This window comes from Nocardia sp. NPDC102475 (assembly GCF_055584605.1).
Window position 1 is genome coordinate 62,852 of record NZ_JBVJLS010000029.1, and the last position, 15,907, is coordinate 78,758.

Annotated in this window: 11 protein-coding genes; 4 read left to right on the plus strand and 7 right to left on the minus strand. The window is 64.0% G+C overall.

Going from position 1 to position 15,907, the window contains the following annotated elements:
* Window positions 1–325: 325 nt before the first annotated feature.
* Together ACZ60G_RS37035 and ACZ60G_RS37040 are read right to left on the minus strand one after the other, a co-directional pair.
* Entirely contained in the window at window positions 326–1,780 is a 1,455-nt protein-coding gene (locus ACZ60G_RS37035; RefSeq protein ID WP_465816401.1) for a sensor histidine kinase, read from the minus strand.
* 65 nt (window positions 1,781–1,845) lie between these two features.
* The gene (locus tag ACZ60G_RS37040; RefSeq protein WP_465816320.1) at window positions 1,846–2,568 is read right to left on the minus strand and encodes a response regulator transcription factor; all 723 of its coding nucleotides are present in this window, start codon (window positions 2,566–2,568) and stop codon (window positions 1,846–1,848) included.
* A 644-nt stretch (window positions 2,569–3,212) separates the two neighbouring features.
* Here ACZ60G_RS37040 and ACZ60G_RS37045 point away from each other — a divergent pair.
* The gene (locus ACZ60G_RS37045; RefSeq protein ID WP_465816322.1) at window positions 3,213–5,153 is read left to right on the plus strand and encodes a glycosyltransferase family 39 protein; all 1,941 of its coding nucleotides are present in this window, start codon (window positions 3,213–3,215) and stop codon (window positions 5,151–5,153) included.
* Window positions 5,154–5,437: 284 nt separating this feature from the next.
* Here the strand turns inward: ACZ60G_RS37045 and ACZ60G_RS37050 are convergent, their stop codons facing one another.
* The 5 genes from ACZ60G_RS37050 to ACZ60G_RS37070 form a co-directional block, all read right to left on the minus strand.
* Window positions 5,438–6,820 (minus strand): glycoside hydrolase family 27 protein, encoded by a 1,383-nt coding sequence (locus ACZ60G_RS37050; RefSeq protein WP_465816324.1) that lies wholly within the window; start codon window positions 6,818–6,820, stop codon window positions 5,438–5,440.
* Window positions 6,821–6,911: 91 nt separating this feature from the next.
* The gene (locus ACZ60G_RS37055) at window positions 6,912–8,426 is read right to left on the minus strand and encodes an MFS transporter (RefSeq protein ID WP_465816326.1); all 1,515 of its coding nucleotides are present in this window, start codon (window positions 8,424–8,426) and stop codon (window positions 6,912–6,914) included.
* Window positions 8,427–8,574: 148 nt separating this feature from the next.
* Complete coding sequence (locus ACZ60G_RS37060) at window positions 8,575–9,177, minus strand: TetR/AcrR family transcriptional regulator (protein WP_465816328.1); 603 nt, start codon at window positions 9,175–9,177, stop codon at window positions 8,575–8,577.
* 157 nt (window positions 9,178–9,334) lie between these two features.
* Entirely contained in the window at window positions 9,335–10,729 is a 1,395-nt protein-coding gene (locus ACZ60G_RS37065; protein ID WP_465816330.1) for an acyltransferase family protein, read from the minus strand.
* Between the two features lie 148 nt (window positions 10,730–10,877).
* Complete coding sequence (locus ACZ60G_RS37070) at window positions 10,878–11,486, minus strand: TetR family transcriptional regulator (protein WP_465816332.1); 609 nt, start codon at window positions 11,484–11,486, stop codon at window positions 10,878–10,880.
* Between the two features lie 156 nt (window positions 11,487–11,642).
* Between ACZ60G_RS37070 and ACZ60G_RS37075 the strand changes: the two genes are divergently transcribed.
* The 3 genes from ACZ60G_RS37075 (at window position 11,643) to ACZ60G_RS37085 (ending at window position 15,806) form a co-directional block, all read left to right on the plus strand.
* Window positions 11,643–13,835, plus strand: a complete 2,193-nt coding sequence (locus ACZ60G_RS37075) for an MMPL family transporter (RefSeq protein ID WP_465816334.1) — start codon at window positions 11,643–11,645, stop codon at window positions 13,833–13,835.
* Between the two features lie 115 nt (window positions 13,836–13,950).
* Window positions 13,951–15,141: a sensor histidine kinase gene (locus ACZ60G_RS37080; protein ID WP_465816336.1), complete on the plus strand. Its 1,191-nt coding sequence runs from the start codon at window positions 13,951–13,953 to the stop codon at window positions 15,139–15,141.
* Window positions 15,138–15,806: a response regulator transcription factor gene (locus tag ACZ60G_RS37085; protein WP_465816337.1), complete on the plus strand. Its 669-nt coding sequence runs from the start codon at window positions 15,138–15,140 to the stop codon at window positions 15,804–15,806. Before ACZ60G_RS37080 ends, ACZ60G_RS37085 begins: the two co-directional genes overlap by 4 nt.
* The last annotated feature ends 101 nt before the right edge of the window (window positions 15,807–15,907 follow it).

Sequence of the window (15,907 nt, forward strand, 5' to 3'; positions counted from 1 at the left end):
TTGGATCAGGCCGGGCGGTCGGCCTCCACCCGAATGAAGGCGAACCTCATGCCCAGGACCGGAACGGAGATCGCGAAATATGCCACGAAATAGGCGGAGGCAATCTCGCACGTCGGGATGGTGAAGCTGCCTCCACGACCGCGCCCAGTTCCCTGCTGAAACTCGTGTCCTGCCCGAGACCGGCGATCACCGCAGCGGCGATGAGGCTGAGCGCCGATTGGATGCTCAGCGCCATGGCGATCAATGCGGCGCCGAGTATTAGGCTCGCGCAACCGAAAATTATGACGTTGACGAAAGACATTGTCCTGGCATGTATTTGGGCCCGTCAGCCGACGGGAGACGCGGCGGAAGCTGTTCGCGGCAGTGTCACCGAGAAGGTGGCTCCGGCGCCTGGTTCGCTGTGCACCTGTACCCGGCCGCCGTGCGCGGCCACCAATGCCTGCACGATCGAAAGTCCAAGGCCCGCACCACCACTCGCGCGGGTTCTGGAGGCATCGGTGCGGTAGAATCGCTCGAACACTCGCATTGCGTCCTGTTTCGACATTCCGGGGCCCTGGTCGATGACGTCGATGCGGACACTGTCGGAGAGCGGAGCAAGCCGGACGGTGATCGGCGTCCCGGGCGGGGTGTGTGTCAGCGCATTGCCGAGCAGGTTGCTCAACACCTGTCGGAGCCGGGCGGCATCGCCGACGATCTCGACCCCACCGACGCCGCGTTCGATCTCGAGATTGATGCGCCGAGGCGGCCCTTCTCGACGTGCCGCGCGGGCTTGTGCCGCGTGCACCGCCTCGCTGGTCAGCATGAGCAGGTCGACAGGTGCGCGGGTAAGCGGGCGTTGCGCGTCGAGCCGGGCCAGCAACAGCAGGTCCTCGACCAGCAGAGCCATCCGCTCGGCCTCGGATTCGATCAGGGCCAATAGCTCCGTCGATTGCGGATCCGCGTGCTGGCGGCAGAGTTCGGCGAAACCGCGGATGGTGGTGAGCGGTGTACGCAACTCGTGGCTGGCGTCGGCGATGAATTGGCGCATGCGCGTTTCCGAGCGCCGCGCCGCCTCCTCCGACGCCTCGGTCACCGCGACACCGCTTTGGATTTGGGTCAGCATCGCGTTGAGTGATTGGGCGAGGTGGTCGACCTCGGTGTCCACCTCGCGTACCGGCACCCGTCGGCTCAGGTCTCCCGCAGCGATGGCGGCGGCGGTCACCTCTACCTGGCGCAGTCGGCGCAGGCTGCGCCGCACCACCACATAGCCGCCGACGGCCAGCAGCAACAACGCCACCGTGCCGGTGCCGAGTTCGAAAGCGACCAGCCGCGAGACAGTTGCCTGGTTGTCGGTCAGCGGCAGTGCGATCGTGGTCGATCCGTACTGGTTGGTCACGGTCAGCACGCGCCATCGAGTCGCGGCGCCACCGGTGGAATCGACGGTGACTGGGTGGGCTGCATCGATGCCGGACAGATCCGGCGCTTCTCGTGCTTCGGCCGACCCCGTCCACGGTGAGTTCGGCACATTGTACACCGTGCCGTCGGTGCCGCGACGCAGCTCGAAGAACTGGCGCGGCTGCTCGGCAATCGAGACGAACGACGGCGGCGGTACGGGCAGATCCTCGGGCACCCAAATGGTTCGGCCGTCGGGCCCGGTGACCTGCTTCATCGGACGTGGGCTGGCCCAGCTGCCTGCTGCTTCGTACAGCTGTTCGTCGGTGCGTGCCGTCAGTGTCCGCGTCAGTGCCGAGGTCACGGCGAATCCGGATGCCACCAGCACGACCGTGGCCAGCGCCACCATGGCCAGCACCAGCCCGATCCGCAGCGGAATCGCGGCCAGCCGGCGAGTGATCGCCTGGCGCACGCTCACGGCCGGTTCGCATCGGGTGAGCGCAGTACGTATCCGACGCCGCGCAGTGTGTGCAGCATCTTGGGTTCGGTGGTATCGACCTTGCGGCGCAGATACGACACGTACGACTCCACCACGCCGCCATCGCCGCCGAAGTCGTACTGCCACACGTGGTCGAGGATCTTGGCCTTGCTCAACACCTTTCCCGGGTTGAGCATGAAATAGCGCAGCAGGGTGAACTCGGTCGGCGAGAGCTGTACGGGCTCAGCGGATTTCCACACTTGATGGCTCTCGTCGTCGAGTTCGATATCACCGACCCGCAAGCGCACCGCGTCGGTCTCGCCGGTGGCCGATCCGGCGCCGGTGCGGCGCAGGATGACTCGTAACCGCGCCAGTACCTCCTCGAGCGCGAATGGTTTCGTCACGTAGTCATCGGCGCCCAGCGTCAATCCCATGACCCGGTCTTCCACGTCGTCACGAGCAGTCAGGAACAGTACCGGTGCGTCGATACCGTCGGCGCGCAGCCGTCGCAACAGCCCGAAACCGTCCATACCCGGCATCATGACGTCGACGATCAAGGCGTCGGGCCGGAAACCGCGGGCCTTGTCGAGCCCCTCGCTACCGCTGGTGGCGGTGGCTACCTCGAAGCCCTGAAACCTCAGGCTGGTCGACAGCAGTTTGAGTATCAGCTGCTCATCGTCGACAACCAGGACGCGCGCCTCCGGGGGTGTGCGGTTCATGCCGCTCATCATCGCCTGGCTCGCCGTAGGAAGCCTGGCAGCAAGCTGGACGTTGGCTGGGAATATAGCGGATTTTCCGTTCCGCGCACCGGTCGAGGTTTCGAAACTGGCAAGAAGCTGGCAGTGGGCTGTGGTCTCGCCCGGAAGTGCTTGTGACAGCTGGCTTCAGCTCATCAGTGCGCCCTAGCGTGCGTCGTGGCGGTACGGCCCCGTTCCGTCGTGAGAAGACCAGAAAGAACTCCCTAATGTCTGGTAATGCCGTAGCAAATCGACTGTTCATCGGGACAATCCTCGTCGTCGCCGCTGTACTCACCGCCGCCTGCGGCAGTGACGACGATTCCTCTGGTACGTCCACGACCTCCACACCTGCCGCAGCCTCGACCAGTGTCGGTTCCAACGATCCGTCGGCGGCTTTCCGGGATTGTTTGCAGAAGCAGGGCGTGACACTGCCCCAGCCATCGGGTGACATGCCACCCATGGACGGAGCACCACCTTCGGGTGCGATGACGCCCCCGGCGGGGATGCCGCCGTTGTCGCAGGCTCAGCAGCAGGCCCTCCAGGCCTGCTCGTCATTGGCCCCGAAACCGGCGAAATAGGTGGCGCGGGTGGTAGCGGTGGTGACGAACCAGGCGTCCGGTCCTGGGATGCGGTCCGTGACAGCCGGACATCCTTACTCGCGAGGGGAGCGTGCAAGCCTCGCTCTGCTGCTGTTCGGCACCACGGCTACCTACCTGTGGAACCTGAGTGCGAACGGCTGGTCGAACACCTTCTACGCGGCGGCCGTGCAGTCCGGATCGAAGTCGTGGAAGGCGTTCTTCTTCGGCTCCTTGGACTGGAGCAACTCGATCACCGTCGACAAAACACCTGCCGCACTGTGGCCGATGGAGCTCTCGGCACGACTGTTCGGCTTCTCCGGCTGGAGCATGCTGTTCCCCCAGGTCCTGCTGGGAGTGGTTTCGGTCGCGCTGTTGTGTGCGATCGTCCGGCGCTACTGCGGTCATGCCGCCGGCCTGCTGGCGGGGCTCGTCTTCGCTTGTACTCCGGTCGCGGCGTTGATGTTCCGTTTCAACAACCCGGATGCGCTGCTGGTGTTTCTGATGCTCGCCGCCGTGTGGGCGTTGCTGCGCGCCGTCGAGGACGGCCGGTGGCGCTGGATGCTGCTGTGCGGACTATGCGTCGGCTTCGGGTTCCTGGCCAAACAACTTCAGGTGCTCCTGGTGCTGCCGGCGCTTTCGGTGACCTACCTGCTGGCCGGACCGCTCGGACTGGGCAAACGGATACTCCGGTTGTGTGCTGCCGGTGCCGGGATGGTTGCCGGTGCCGGCTGGTGGCTGCTGATCGCTCTGTGGTGGCCGGCGGCGAGCCGACCGTACTTCGGTGGATCGCAACACAATTCGATCATGGAATTGACGCTCGGCTACAACGGCCTGGACCGCCTCGGCTCCTTCGGATCATCGAATTCGGGTCCTGATGCGGGGATACCGGGCCTGCCTCCAGGGTTCAGCATTTGGGGCCACCCCGGAATAGGGCGGCTGTTCGCTGCCTCGGTGGGTGGTCAGATCGCCTGGCTGATCCCGGCCGCTCTGGTGCTGTCGGTTGCTTCGATGGTGTTGTGTGGCAAGGCGGCCCGGACCAATGTCCGTCGCGCGGCACTGGTGCTCTTCACGGTCTGGAGCATCGTCACCGGCTTGGTGTTCAGCTTCATGCACGGCATCTTCCATGAGTACTACACGGTGTCATTGGCCCCGGCGGTTGCCGGAATGATCGGTGCTGGTGGTGCGACGGCGTGGCCGGCTCGTGATCGGGTGTGGGTACGGGTGGCGTTGGTATCGAGTGTGCTGCTGACTTGCGTTACCGCGTGGTTATTGCTCTCGCGCACAGAAGGTTTCGTGCCGTGGTTGCGTTGGGTCCTGGCGGTTGCGGCGGTAGTCGCGAGCCTGGGGCTGCTTGCCGGTGCGCGGCGCAGGCTGGCGTTGGTGACGATCACTGCCACCGGCTTCGTCGCACTGGCCGGCCCGGCCGCCTACACCATCGAAACCTTGCGAACTCCGCACGGCGGCTCTATGCCGAAGGCCGGCCCGGAGCTGCCGCAGCAATTTCCGGGCCCGCCACCGGGATTCAGTGGCCCGGCGTCCAGCGGCAGCACTGCGCCACCGGATGGACCGGGTGCCGGCCCACCGTATGGTTTGCCCCCCAGTGAGCTTTTCGGCGGCGGGCCGGGTTCGGCTCGGCCGACGGACCAGGTGATCGCATTGCTGCGACAGGACGCGACGGACCGCCGCTGGGCCGCCGCGACAGTCGGCTCCTCCAGCGCGGCCGACTACCAACTGGCTTCGGACGCGCCGGTCATGTGCATCGGCGGATTCGTCGGTGGTGACCCAGCGCCGACGCTGCGCCAATTCCAGGAGTACGTGTCCCACGGCAGCATCCACTACTTCATCAAGGGTGGCATGGGGCGCCCGGGGACCGGGGCAGATTCCGAGGGCTCGAAGATCGCGCGGTGGGTGGGAGACAACTACACCGCCGTCGACATCGCGGGCGTCACGCTGTACGACCTCACCACACCGCATCGGTCCGGCTCGTAGTACCTCGGCGCACATGTGTCGGCGCGGCGCAGGCGGGCCTGGTGCTGGGGCAGCGGTTCATCTGGGCCTGGTTCCTGCTCATGGCCCTGTCTGCCAGGGCCACTACACCGACGGCGAGAAGGTGCCGTCGGGGCCGAGGCTACCGGGGCGGTAGGTGTCGTTGAAGCTGCCGCCACTGCCGACGCGCATCTCTTCCGATCCGGAAGTCGCCGACGGCGAAGTACCAGATGTTCTGGCCGATCTCGGCGGACTGCGGATCCCGGGTATAGCGCCTCACGTTGTTTTCAGGGGGATACCACCCGCACGAAGGCGACCCCGTGTGGCGGTATGTCGTCGGCCGTGATGCGCCCTGTTGTCGTCGTGGTCGTGTGTGCCCACAGATCCTGGACCTGGTATCTCTCGGATGTGCCGAGTCCCGTTGCCTCGGTAGTGGTTTCGATGGTCGCGCGACGGTCGCTGTCGTTGAACAGCACCACCGCGACGGAGCCGTCGGCGAGTGGTTTCACGATGATGCGATGGTCATCGGGCAGAGCGGTGCCCGATGCGACCAAAGGGTCCTGGTGGATGGCGATGACCCCGCGGTTGGTGAGGATGTCACGGGTTTCGGCAGACATTGTCCGCACGTCGTTGCCCGCGAGCAGCGGTGCGCCGAGCATGGCCCACAGCGAGAAGTGTGCTCGTTGCTCGGCGACGGTCAGGCTGTCCTGCCTGCGGAGCATGTCGAGTACCTGCGGGGAGACGCGGAACGTGCTGGCTAGGCGTTCGGCGTCCTCGGCCGACAGCGTGCCCTGTTTCGCGGCCATGGCGGGCATGCCGTCGAGATGGGCGCCCAAGAATTCGGGCATGGTGATCCCGACGACGAGCATGTCCGGATCACGCCCGATCCGGCCGCCGACGGCAGTGGTCGTCACGGCGGCGAGTTGATCGATGATGCCGACGAATCCGCGGGTATCGAAGTCGCCGATCTTCGTCGGTGGTAAATCGTTGCGCCACAGTGGGATCAAGTCGCCGGCGCACCGGGTCAGATCGGCGATCTGTGTCCAGTCGTAGGTGGTGCCTGCGTCGGCGTCATCGGAGCTGTTGGGGTTGATGCTGTAGACGATCGTGCGGCCGGTGGCGCGCAAGGCGTCACGCATCGCGGTGAACACCCGCACCTGTTCGTCGTGGTCGGCGTCGGCGCGGCACCAGTCGTATTTGAGGTAGTCCACGCCCCATTCGGCGTATTGACGTGCGTCTTCGGCCTCGTGGCCGAGTCCCGCGGTGCCGACCGTCTGCCCGCACGTTTGGTTGTAGGGACTGGAGTACAAGCCGAGGAGCATGCCGCGCTCGTGGATGTAGTCGGCGAGCGCCGCCATGCCGTGCGGGAACTTGCTCGGATCAGCTTGCAGGTTGCCGCGCGAGTCACGCTCGGGCGCAGCCCATCCGGCGTCGAGGTTGACATACCGATAGCCCGCATCGCGCATGCCGGAGGTGACCATGGCATCGACGGTTTCCCGGATCGTATTCTCGTTCATCGGAATTCCGGAGTTCCACGAGTTCCAGCCCATCGGTGGTGGTGCCGGGGCAGCCGCGGCTGCGGTCGGCGAAGCGAGAGCCGGTGGTGTCGCCCCGACCAGGATCGCACCCGCGACGAGCATTGCGAAGCTGACTCGATGTCGTATGGTCACGCTCGCACTCCCGAAACTGTTGTGGTGCTTACCGGCGGAGGTGAATCCGCCGGTAAGGCTGCCATGAATATTCTGCTGCTCGTGCCGTGCATTACATATGGACGGTCGGAGTGTCCGAATCGCTGTGTTCGAGGACGCTGCCGCGGTGCATCAGACCGGTGACGACGATGCCGACGGACAGGATGGCGGCCGACCACCAGTACGCGGCCGCATAACTGGTGAGCTGAGATTCCACGATCACGCCGGGATCGACGGGGCCGTGCGTTGCCAGGTAATCGCTGGCAGCACTGGTCGACATGGTGGTGAGGAACGCGGTTCCAATCGAGCCGCCGATCTGTTGGGCTGCATTCACTGTCGCGGAGGCCGCGCCGGAGTCGGCGGCCGCCACGCCGAGGGTCGCGGCGCTCATCGACGGGGCGATTATCAAGCCCATGCCGAATCCTGCGGCGAACAGCGCGGGCAGAATATGGGTCAGGAAATCGGTACTCGTATCGAAGGTTGTCATCCATACGAGTGCGATAGCGCCGATCGCCATACCGGGTGGCACAACGAGCCTCGGGGTGACCCGCGGGATCAGAATGTTGTTCGCCACCATGGCGGAAATCATCAGGCCCACGACCATCGGCATGAACGCGAGCCCGGTCCGGATCGGCGTGTACCCGAGATTTATCTGCAAATAGAAGGTGAAGTACAGGAAGATGCCGAACATCGACGCACCGCTGATGAAGATCGCGGCCAGCGAGGCGGCGCGAGTGCGGTCGGTCAGGATCCGCACCGGCAATACCGGATGGTCGGTCCGGGTCTGCCACCAGACGAAAGCCGATAAGAGGACTGCGCTGGCCGCCAGCAAACCCCAGGTCGACACATCGCTCCAGCCGTTGGTCTCGGCGTTCGTGCAGCCGTAGACCAGGCTGAACAGACCTGCCGACACCAATACGGTGCCGGGGATGTCGAGCCGTGCGGTGCGGTCGCGGCGTCCCCGCGGCAGCAGCAGTATCCCGCCGATTACCGCCACGACCGCGAAGACCAGATTGACGTACAGCGTCCATCGCCAGGTCAGTACCTCGGTCAGCACCCCACCGAGCAGTAGCCCGATGGCGCTGCCCGCACCCGACACCGCGCCGTACACGGTGAATGCGGTCGCCCGTTCCTTTCCCTCGCTGAAGATCGTGGTCAGCAGCGACAATGCCGCCGGGGCGAGCAGCGCCGCGAACAGACCTTGTCCGGCCCTGGCCGCGACCAGCAAATCGAAACTCGGTGCCGCGCCGCCTACCGCGGAGGCAACGGCGAAGCCGACCAGACCGACGAGAAACGTCGATTTACGGCCGAAGAGGTCGGCAATACGGCCGCCGAGGAGTAGCAGGCTGCCGAAAGCGAGGGCGTACGCGGTGACCACCCACTGCCGCTGGCCATCGGAGAAACCGAGGTCCTGCTGCGCCGATGGCAGCGCGATGTTCACGATGGTCGCGTCGAGCACCACCATGAGCTGAGCGATGCCGATGACGATGAGGAGCCACCACTTGGAGACTCCAGGACTTCGGGATGGACCGTCGACGGGGCGAGGGCCGCCCTCCTTCGATAGTCCGATCGTCGTGTGCTCGGCCATGGACCACGCCTTTCATATAGTACGAAGTTGTTCTATATCGAGAGTGGCAGCCGTACGGGAGAAACGCAACCGTACTATATGCAGTGGGACGTGCGTCTCAACGAGGCTGCTCAGGAGTTGTTCGAGGGGAACGGGGTTCGGTCGATGATCAGTGGGGCGACGGGTAGCGCAGCGCAGGTAGCACGATGCCGTCGATGAACCGGATGAGGTATTCGGTATCGGCGAAGGAGCCGTCGAAAATCGGCCGCGTGACGAAGACGCCGAAGAAAAGGTGGGACAGCAATTCGGCGGCGGCGACGGGACGGGCGGCCAGTTCCCCTCGTTCGACTGCTCGGTCGATGAAGCGGTCGAGATCGGCGGTGTCGGGCTCGAGTACTGCCGACCGAAGCGTCGCGGCCAAGTCGGGATGGGTCAGTGCCGCGTGATTGAGGGCGGCCACCAGGGCAGTATCCTGCTGGGCCTGCGGTGCGAACCGTTCGGCCATCGCCACCAGATCGCCCCGCAGGCTTCCGGTATCGATGTCCTTCGCGTCCGTCGGTCCCATGGCGCGCAGGGCCGCGACGATCAGCTGTGGCTTGTTCGGCCACATCCGATACAGCGTCGCCTTGCTGCAATGTGCCCGCGCCGCAAGGGTATCCATCGACATTGTCCCGTACCCGACCTCACGCAGCAGATCCAGCGCCGCGTTCAGCAACTCGTACTCGCGAGCCGGGGACATGCGAGGCCGCCGAATGCGTGCGGTCTCGGGCATGACGGCTCCTCGCTCGAAAGTACGGTTCAGTACCAACGATAGCGGTTGCGTTATGCTCGGCTGTAATTCAACCGGGGTCAGCCCCCGGCTACGGACCGAACCCGCTGCTTCAACCGGATTCGGCCCATGCCGGTCATGGTGTCATTGCCGTTGTTCGTCAGGTGACGGGTTCGGGCCGGGAAGTTGTGGGCTGCGCCGACTCCTCAGTCGGTGCGGGTGCGATGGCGGCGACTGAAACCAATTCGGCGTCTTTTGCTAGTTCGCCCGCCGCGGTTTCAGTATCGGACAGTGGGACCTTCTTCGGCTTCTTGCGAGCCCACCGGGCCATGATCGGCTTGTCCACCCAGTGATAGAGCGCGGCGGCCAGTGGAAGCTGAATGACGAAGGTCAAGGCGGTGATGAGCAGGTAGCCGCGGAAGCCCCAGCTGTGCCCGGCGACGACATTGCGCTGTAAGAACAGCTGCACGGGGTACCCGACCATGTAGAACGCGAACGATACGTCGCCAAGCCATACTCCGAGCCTGCTGCTGTAGATTCCCTTGTGGCCGTTGAGGTCGCGGACCGCATAGGTCGCGATGAGCGCCGCGATGGGGAGCATCATGACCATGGATGTCTGGAACGCGGGCGGTACGTAATAGGTCAGCGCGTAAGCCCCGGCGCAGACGGCTACCGGCCAGGCCAGGTTGGTATTGCGCCACATGCCTGATTTCACCAGGCGGCAGAACAGGACGCCGATAAAGAATTCCAACAGCCTGGTTGCCGGGAATTGGTAGGAGAGCCACGAGCTGGTCGGCATGACCATTGCTCCTGAGGACGCGCCGGATTCGGGCATGCCGGGCATACCGGACGTAGCGGGCATTGCCGCCGAATAATCGTAACCCGACCATGTAATATCCGGAGATTTCTCCATAGGCGGATACATCGACAGCATGCCCGACATGTCGAAGGCCGGGAACGCGAGATGGATGACCAGATGTATTGCCATCAGGATTCCGGTAAGAATTCCGATGGCCCACCAGATCGCGCGTCCACGAATGCGGTTGACAAGTGGAACCAGGAACGGGAACAAGAAATAGAACAGAATCTCGGAGCAAAGGCTCCAAGACGGGCTGTTCAACTCCTTACTGGAGAGCCAGTCCGATGTCCAGGTCTGGATGAGCAGGAAGTTCGGGAACTGACCTGCCAGTTTAGCCAGCGGAAAGCCGAGCAGCACCGCGACAACGAGAGCGGTGATCAGGTGCGACGGAAAGATTTTGAATACTCGTCGCCTATGGAAGGCAAGGATTGTATCTCTGGCGCTGACATAGGACCAGTCGATAATAAATCCAGACAGAATGAAGAAGAATGCCACCCCGGTTGCCCCGAGTTGCATCGGGAAGACGTCGAACAACTTCAGCCAGCCGTCGGAGCCGGTAAACGGAGAAAGCTGTACGAACAATACCGAATGCATGAGAAACACGGCGAAGGCGGCAATGAATCTCAACCCGGTAAGGGATGGCAATGCGGGTAGACGGCCTTTTGTGGAAGCGATTTCCACAGTGGGTGCAGACATAGAAAGCGAACCACCTCTCAGCGGGGATGTGTCGATGAAATGCGGTGACACGTCGATCGCCGATGGCAGGGCATATCCGGCTCGTGTCCGGTTCCCAGGTTAAAGCAAACTTGCACGACTCGGCAAGTTTGCGGTACTTGGCAAGTTTCTAAGAATCTGCTCCGGGATGGTTGCGTGCGGGCCGCAGACGGTCGAACGCCTCGGTCAGTAGCTCCTCGAAGTCGCGACCGGATCCTTTGTCCGCCAACGCCACTGCGGCTTGGACTGCCGCCTCCGACGCCGTGACTACGAGTATCGGATAGAGATCGGTGTCCGCGTCGGTGTCGGTCCGGTGCGCGATGACTTCCGCCATCCGCTGCTTATCCGCCGTGCGGGCGAGGACGTACCTGGACATCAAAGATGGCGTCGATTCGAGGGTCCGCATCATGGCGAAGACTGCCTCGATGCCCCCGGGGATGGCGTGGAACATCTCGAGGGTGACGGCCAGCATCGCGTCCCACGTGTCCTCCTCGGCAGGTCGAATGGTGAGCGCGGCGACCAGGTCGTCGACGCTGCTGCTGACGGCATGTTCGACGGCGGCTTCCTTGCTGGGAAAGTAGTTGTGAAAGGTGCGCACCGAGACGCCTGCGGCGTCGGCGATAGCGTCGGTCGTCACCTTGTCCAGGCCGATCTCCTGGGTCAACGTCGCGGCGGCCTGCGCGATCGCGGCGCGGGTCGCCGCCTTCTTCCGTTCCCGTAACCCAGGTCGTGTACTCATTTCTCCCAGCTTAAGTCCGTCGGCAGGTGCTGGATGCACACCGCGCGATCCCCGTGGCTAGTCCTGCCCAGGACAGTTGTACTGCATATGCAGTAGTCCCAACAGCCTGCACCTGCACGATGACGACTACCGATCTGCCGGGCAACCATCGACCTCGTGGCTGAATTCCTCTACCGACTCGGTCGGTTCTGCTTCGAAAAGCGGCGTATCGTCGCGCTGATCTGGGTAGGTTTACTGGCCGCGCTGGTGTTCGGCGCGTTGCGGGCGCCCGAGGCGGCCGAGAGCGACCTGTCGATGCCGGGCACGGAGTCGCAGCAGGCATTCGATCTGCTCGATGAACGTTTTCCGGGCGGCAAATCCGATGGCGCCGACGCGCGCATCGTGTTCGCGGCGCCGCAGGGGCAACTGATCACCGCTGGCCCGAACCAGGCGGCGGTGGAGAAAGTGTTGGCCGAAGTCGTAGCCGGCCCCCAGGTTGCCAACGCGCTCAACCCCTTTCAGGTAGGTACGATCAGCAAAGACGCTACGACCGCCTATGCCACGGTCACCTACAACGCCGCGAGCACGAGTATCACCGAGGCGACCAAAACAGCCTTGGAGCATGCGGTCGAGCAGGGCCGGGCGAGTGGGCTGACCGTCGAGTTCAGCGGTACCGTCATGCAGACGCCGCCCGAGGCGGGTGTGACCGAGGTGATCGGCGTGGCCGTTGCCGCGGTCGTGCTGCTCGTCACCTTCGGATCTATTGCGGCGGCAGGACTTCCGCTGATCACCGCACTGATCGGAATTGGCATCGGGGTGGCCGCCATCGTGACGCTGGGAATGTCGTCCACGATCTCCACGCTGGCGATGATGCTCGGTCTCGCGGTCGGCATCGACTATGCCCTGTTCGTCGTCTCGCGGTACTCGGCCGAACGAAAAGCTGGACGAACCGCCCTGGAGGCTACCGGGCATGCGGTGGGTACGGCGGGTTCGGCGGTGATTTTCGCCGGGCTGACTGTCGTCATCGCACTGGCAGGACTTTCGCTGGTCGGCCTTCCCATCCTTACCAGCATGGGCTTGGCGGCGGCGGGTGCCGTGCTGATCGCGGTAGTGATCGCGTTGACATTGCTGCCCGCGCTGCTCGGGTTCTTCCAGAACGCAGTCCTGCCGCGCCGACTTCGCAATGCCGTTTCCGAGCCGGACGAGAATCGAAACGTCAAGGACAGTTTGGGAACTCGCTGGGGGCGGTTCGTCGTGCGCCGCCCGATCCCGGTGTTGTTGCTTGCGGTGATCGGCCTCGGGGTGCTGGCCATTCCGATCAAAGACCTGGCGCTCGGCATGCCGAGTGATGGTTCGCAGCCGACCTCGACCACCCAGCGCCGGGCCTATGACGCGCTCGCCGAGGGGTTCGGCCCGGGCGTCAACGGTACCCTCACCATCGTTGTGGACGCGTACGGCGCGGCTGACCCGAAAGCCGCTGTAGCACAGGCGGAAAAGTCCGTCACCGCGACCGAAGGCATCGTGTCGGTTTCCGCGCCGATGTTCAACCAGGCCGGTGACACCGCCATCCTGAGCGTGGTGCCGCAAACCGGGCCGACCGCCGCCGAGACCAAGGACCTGGTCCAAACTCTGCGGGTCGAGGCGGGTGAGCTACGCGCGACGACCGGGGCGAACATGCTGGTCACCGGAACAACCGCGCTGAATATCGACCTGTCACAAAAGCTTTCCGATAGTCTGCTGCCCTACCTGGCGGTGGTGGTCGGATTGGCGATTCTGCTGCTGATGCTCGTCTTCCGGTCGGTACTTGTTCCGCTCAAGGCGGCGTTGGGCTTCCTGTTGACGATAGGTGCGGCACTGGGGGTGGTTGTCGCCGTCTTCCAATGGGGCTGGCTCGCCGATCTGCTCGGCGTTCAGCAGATCGGGCCCCTGATGAGCATGGTGCCGATCTTCCTCATGGGCGTGGTGTTCGGCTTGGCGATGGACTATGAGGTCTTCCTTGTGACCCGGGTGCGTGAAGCGTATGTGCACGGCGAATCTGCGACCGACTCGATCGTTACCGGGTTTCGGCACAGCGCGAGAGTGGTGGCCGCCGCGGCGAGCATTATGATCGCCGTCTTCGCCGGCTTCGTCGGGATGACCGATTCGATGATCAAGATGCTCGGCGTCGGCCTCGCCGCTGCCGTCCTTTTCGACGCGTTCATCGTGCGAATGACCATCGTCCCGGCCGTGCTGGCCCTGCTCGGCGACAAAGCATGGTGGCTGCCACGTCGGCTGCAAAAGGTTATTCCCAACGTGGATATCGAGGGCGAGAAGCTGCGTAATCTCGAGGTGGCGGGCGACCAGGACGAATTGGTCACCACATGCGCTTGAACCGATCCGCGTATGCGGTAGGCCGGAACGGGGGTGGTCTACCGCCTACGCCTCGTCGCGCGGTCTAGTTTCAATAGGACAAGACAGAGAGCCGATCTCCAGAGACCGAGGGTCGATGCAACGCCATCCCCGGATCGTTGACGTGACGCTTGCCGGGGTGTTGTTCGGGATCACCCTCTTCGCGAGCACGCTGGACGTCGACAGCTCGCCTCCGGAAGCTGTTCGCCCGCTGTCCGCCGGCATTGTTCCGTTCGCGGCGCTCGCTGCCATAGCCATGCTCTGGCACCGCGGGTATTCGCGCAGTGTGCTGGCGGTGACCACGGTCTGCGGGGTAGTCATGGGCGCGATGGGATGCGGAGTTTCGGGGCTGTTGGTCGGTCCTGCTCTGGTCGCGGCCCATTCGGTTGGTTCGCGACCGGATCGCCGCTGTGCCAATCTTTATCCGCTGGTAGCCGGGATCGTCTTGCTGGTTGCGGCAATTCTGGTCAGTCCCTGGTCGCTTTTCACCCCGGGGAAGATCAGCCTCTTCGCTGGATTCATGTTGGCCGGCGCCTTCGCGGACGCGACCCGAAACAGGCAGAACTATCTGTCGGCCATGCGCGCGCGAGCAGAACTGGCCGAACGGACCCGTGAGGAGGAGGCACTTCACCGTGTCGCCGATGAACGGGTCCGCATCGCCAGGGAATTACACGACATCGTCGCGCACCACATGGCACTGGCCCACGCCCAGGCATCTACCGCCGCCTACCTGCTGCGCGTCAAACCCCAACAGGCACAACAGATGTTGGATCAGCTGGCCGACACCACCTCCTCGGCGCTGCGCGAGCTCAAAGCGACGGTTGGATTGCTGCGTCGTGCGGATGATCCGGAAGCATTACTGGAACCGACGCCGGGACTGTCCCGGCTCCCGGATCTGGTGTCCGCCTTCGAGTCGATGGGGCTTCGGGTTTCGACGTCGGTTACCGGGGAGTCGCGGCTACTTTCACCCGGAGTCGACTTGACGGCCTACCGAATCGTGCAGGAGGCGTTGACCAACGTCGCCAAACACGCCGGACCAGCCGTGGCGTCGGTCCGGCTGGTCTACTCGCGGACCTTATTGACGATCAGCATCTCGGACAATGGGCACGGATCTACGAAGGCTGGTGCGCCCGGCTACGGTCTGATCGGCATGAATGAACGGGCCATCTCCGTCGGCGGTGAGTTGTTCGCCGGGTTTCGGCCCGACGGTGGATTCGAAGTGTCCACGAGACTGCCCCTGGAGCCGCGCACCGTCGGCCACGATGAGAAGGACACCGAGCAGCGATGACCATCCGCGTCGTGATCGCCGACGATCAAGCACTTCTGGTCGGGACCTTCCGGCTGCTGCTCGAATCCACTGACGACATAGCGGTGGTCGGCGTCGCGGGAACCGGTAGGGAAGCCATCGCGGTTGTGCGGGCCACGAATCCCGATGTCGTACTGATGGACATCCGCATGCCTGAACTCGACGGACTCGCCGCGACCCAGGAGATATGCCGCGACGAGACCTTGGCCGCCCGCATCCTCATCCTCACCACCTTCGAGCACGACGAGTACGTAGCGCGCGCCCTGCGCGCGGGTGCGGGCGGCTTCCTCGGCAAAGATATGGGACCACAGGAACTGCTCGGCGCTATCCGTGCGATCGCCGCCGGAGACACCCTGCTCTCGCCGACTGCCACCAGGGCCCTCATCGGCCATTTCCTCGCGCACCCGGCACGGCAAATCGCCTCCGCCAAATCTCTCGCTGTCCTTACCGTCCGTGAACGCGAGGTCGTTGTGCAGGTAGCGGAGGGACTGTCCAACGAGGAGATCGCCGAACGAATGTACTTGAGCCCATTGACTATTCGCACTCATGTGCAACGCGCCATGACGAAACTCGGTGCTCGGCATCGCGCTCAGCTGGTGGTTATCGCCTTCCAGACGGGCCTGGTAAGGGTCGAACCGCGAGATTGAGTTCAGCAGTCGATCGGGCAAATGGGCGGTGTCAGGTCTTGACTCCATCGTTAATAACGGAGACGCTGTAGCCGATATAATCGGATCTCAAACAAGGAAGG

Bases quoted from the DNA above. Each gene is read 5' to 3' on its own strand.
- ACZ60G_RS37035 (WP_465816401.1), bottom strand. From the start codon at position 1,780: ATGGTGGCGCTGGCCACGGTCGTGCTGGTGGCATCCGGATTCGCCGTG.
- ACZ60G_RS37085 (WP_465816337.1), top strand. From the start codon at position 15,138: ATGACCATCCGCGTCGTGATCGCCGACGATCAAGCACTTCTGGTCGGG.
- ACZ60G_RS37065 (WP_465816330.1), bottom strand. From the start codon at position 10,729: ATGTCTGCACCCACTGTGGAAATCGCTTCCACAAAAGGCCGTCTACCC.
- ACZ60G_RS37060 (WP_465816328.1), bottom strand. From the start codon at position 9,177: ATGCCCGAGACCGCACGCATTCGGCGGCCTCGCATGTCCCCGGCTCGC.
- ACZ60G_RS37040 (WP_465816320.1), bottom strand. From the start codon at position 2,568: ATGAACCGCACACCCCCGGAGGCGCGCGTCCTGGTTGTCGACGATGAG.
- ACZ60G_RS37045 (WP_465816322.1), top strand. From the start codon at position 3,213: ATGCGGTCCGTGACAGCCGGACATCCTTACTCGCGAGGGGAGCGTGCA.
- ACZ60G_RS37080 (WP_465816336.1), top strand. From the start codon at position 13,951: ATGCAACGCCATCCCCGGATCGTTGACGTGACGCTTGCCGGGGTGTTG.
- ACZ60G_RS37055 (WP_465816326.1), bottom strand. From the start codon at position 8,426: ATGGCCGAGCACACGACGATCGGACTATCGAAGGAGGGCGGCCCTCGC.
- ACZ60G_RS37070 (WP_465816332.1), bottom strand. From the start codon at position 11,486: ATGAGTACACGACCTGGGTTACGGGAACGGAAGAAGGCGGCGACCCGC.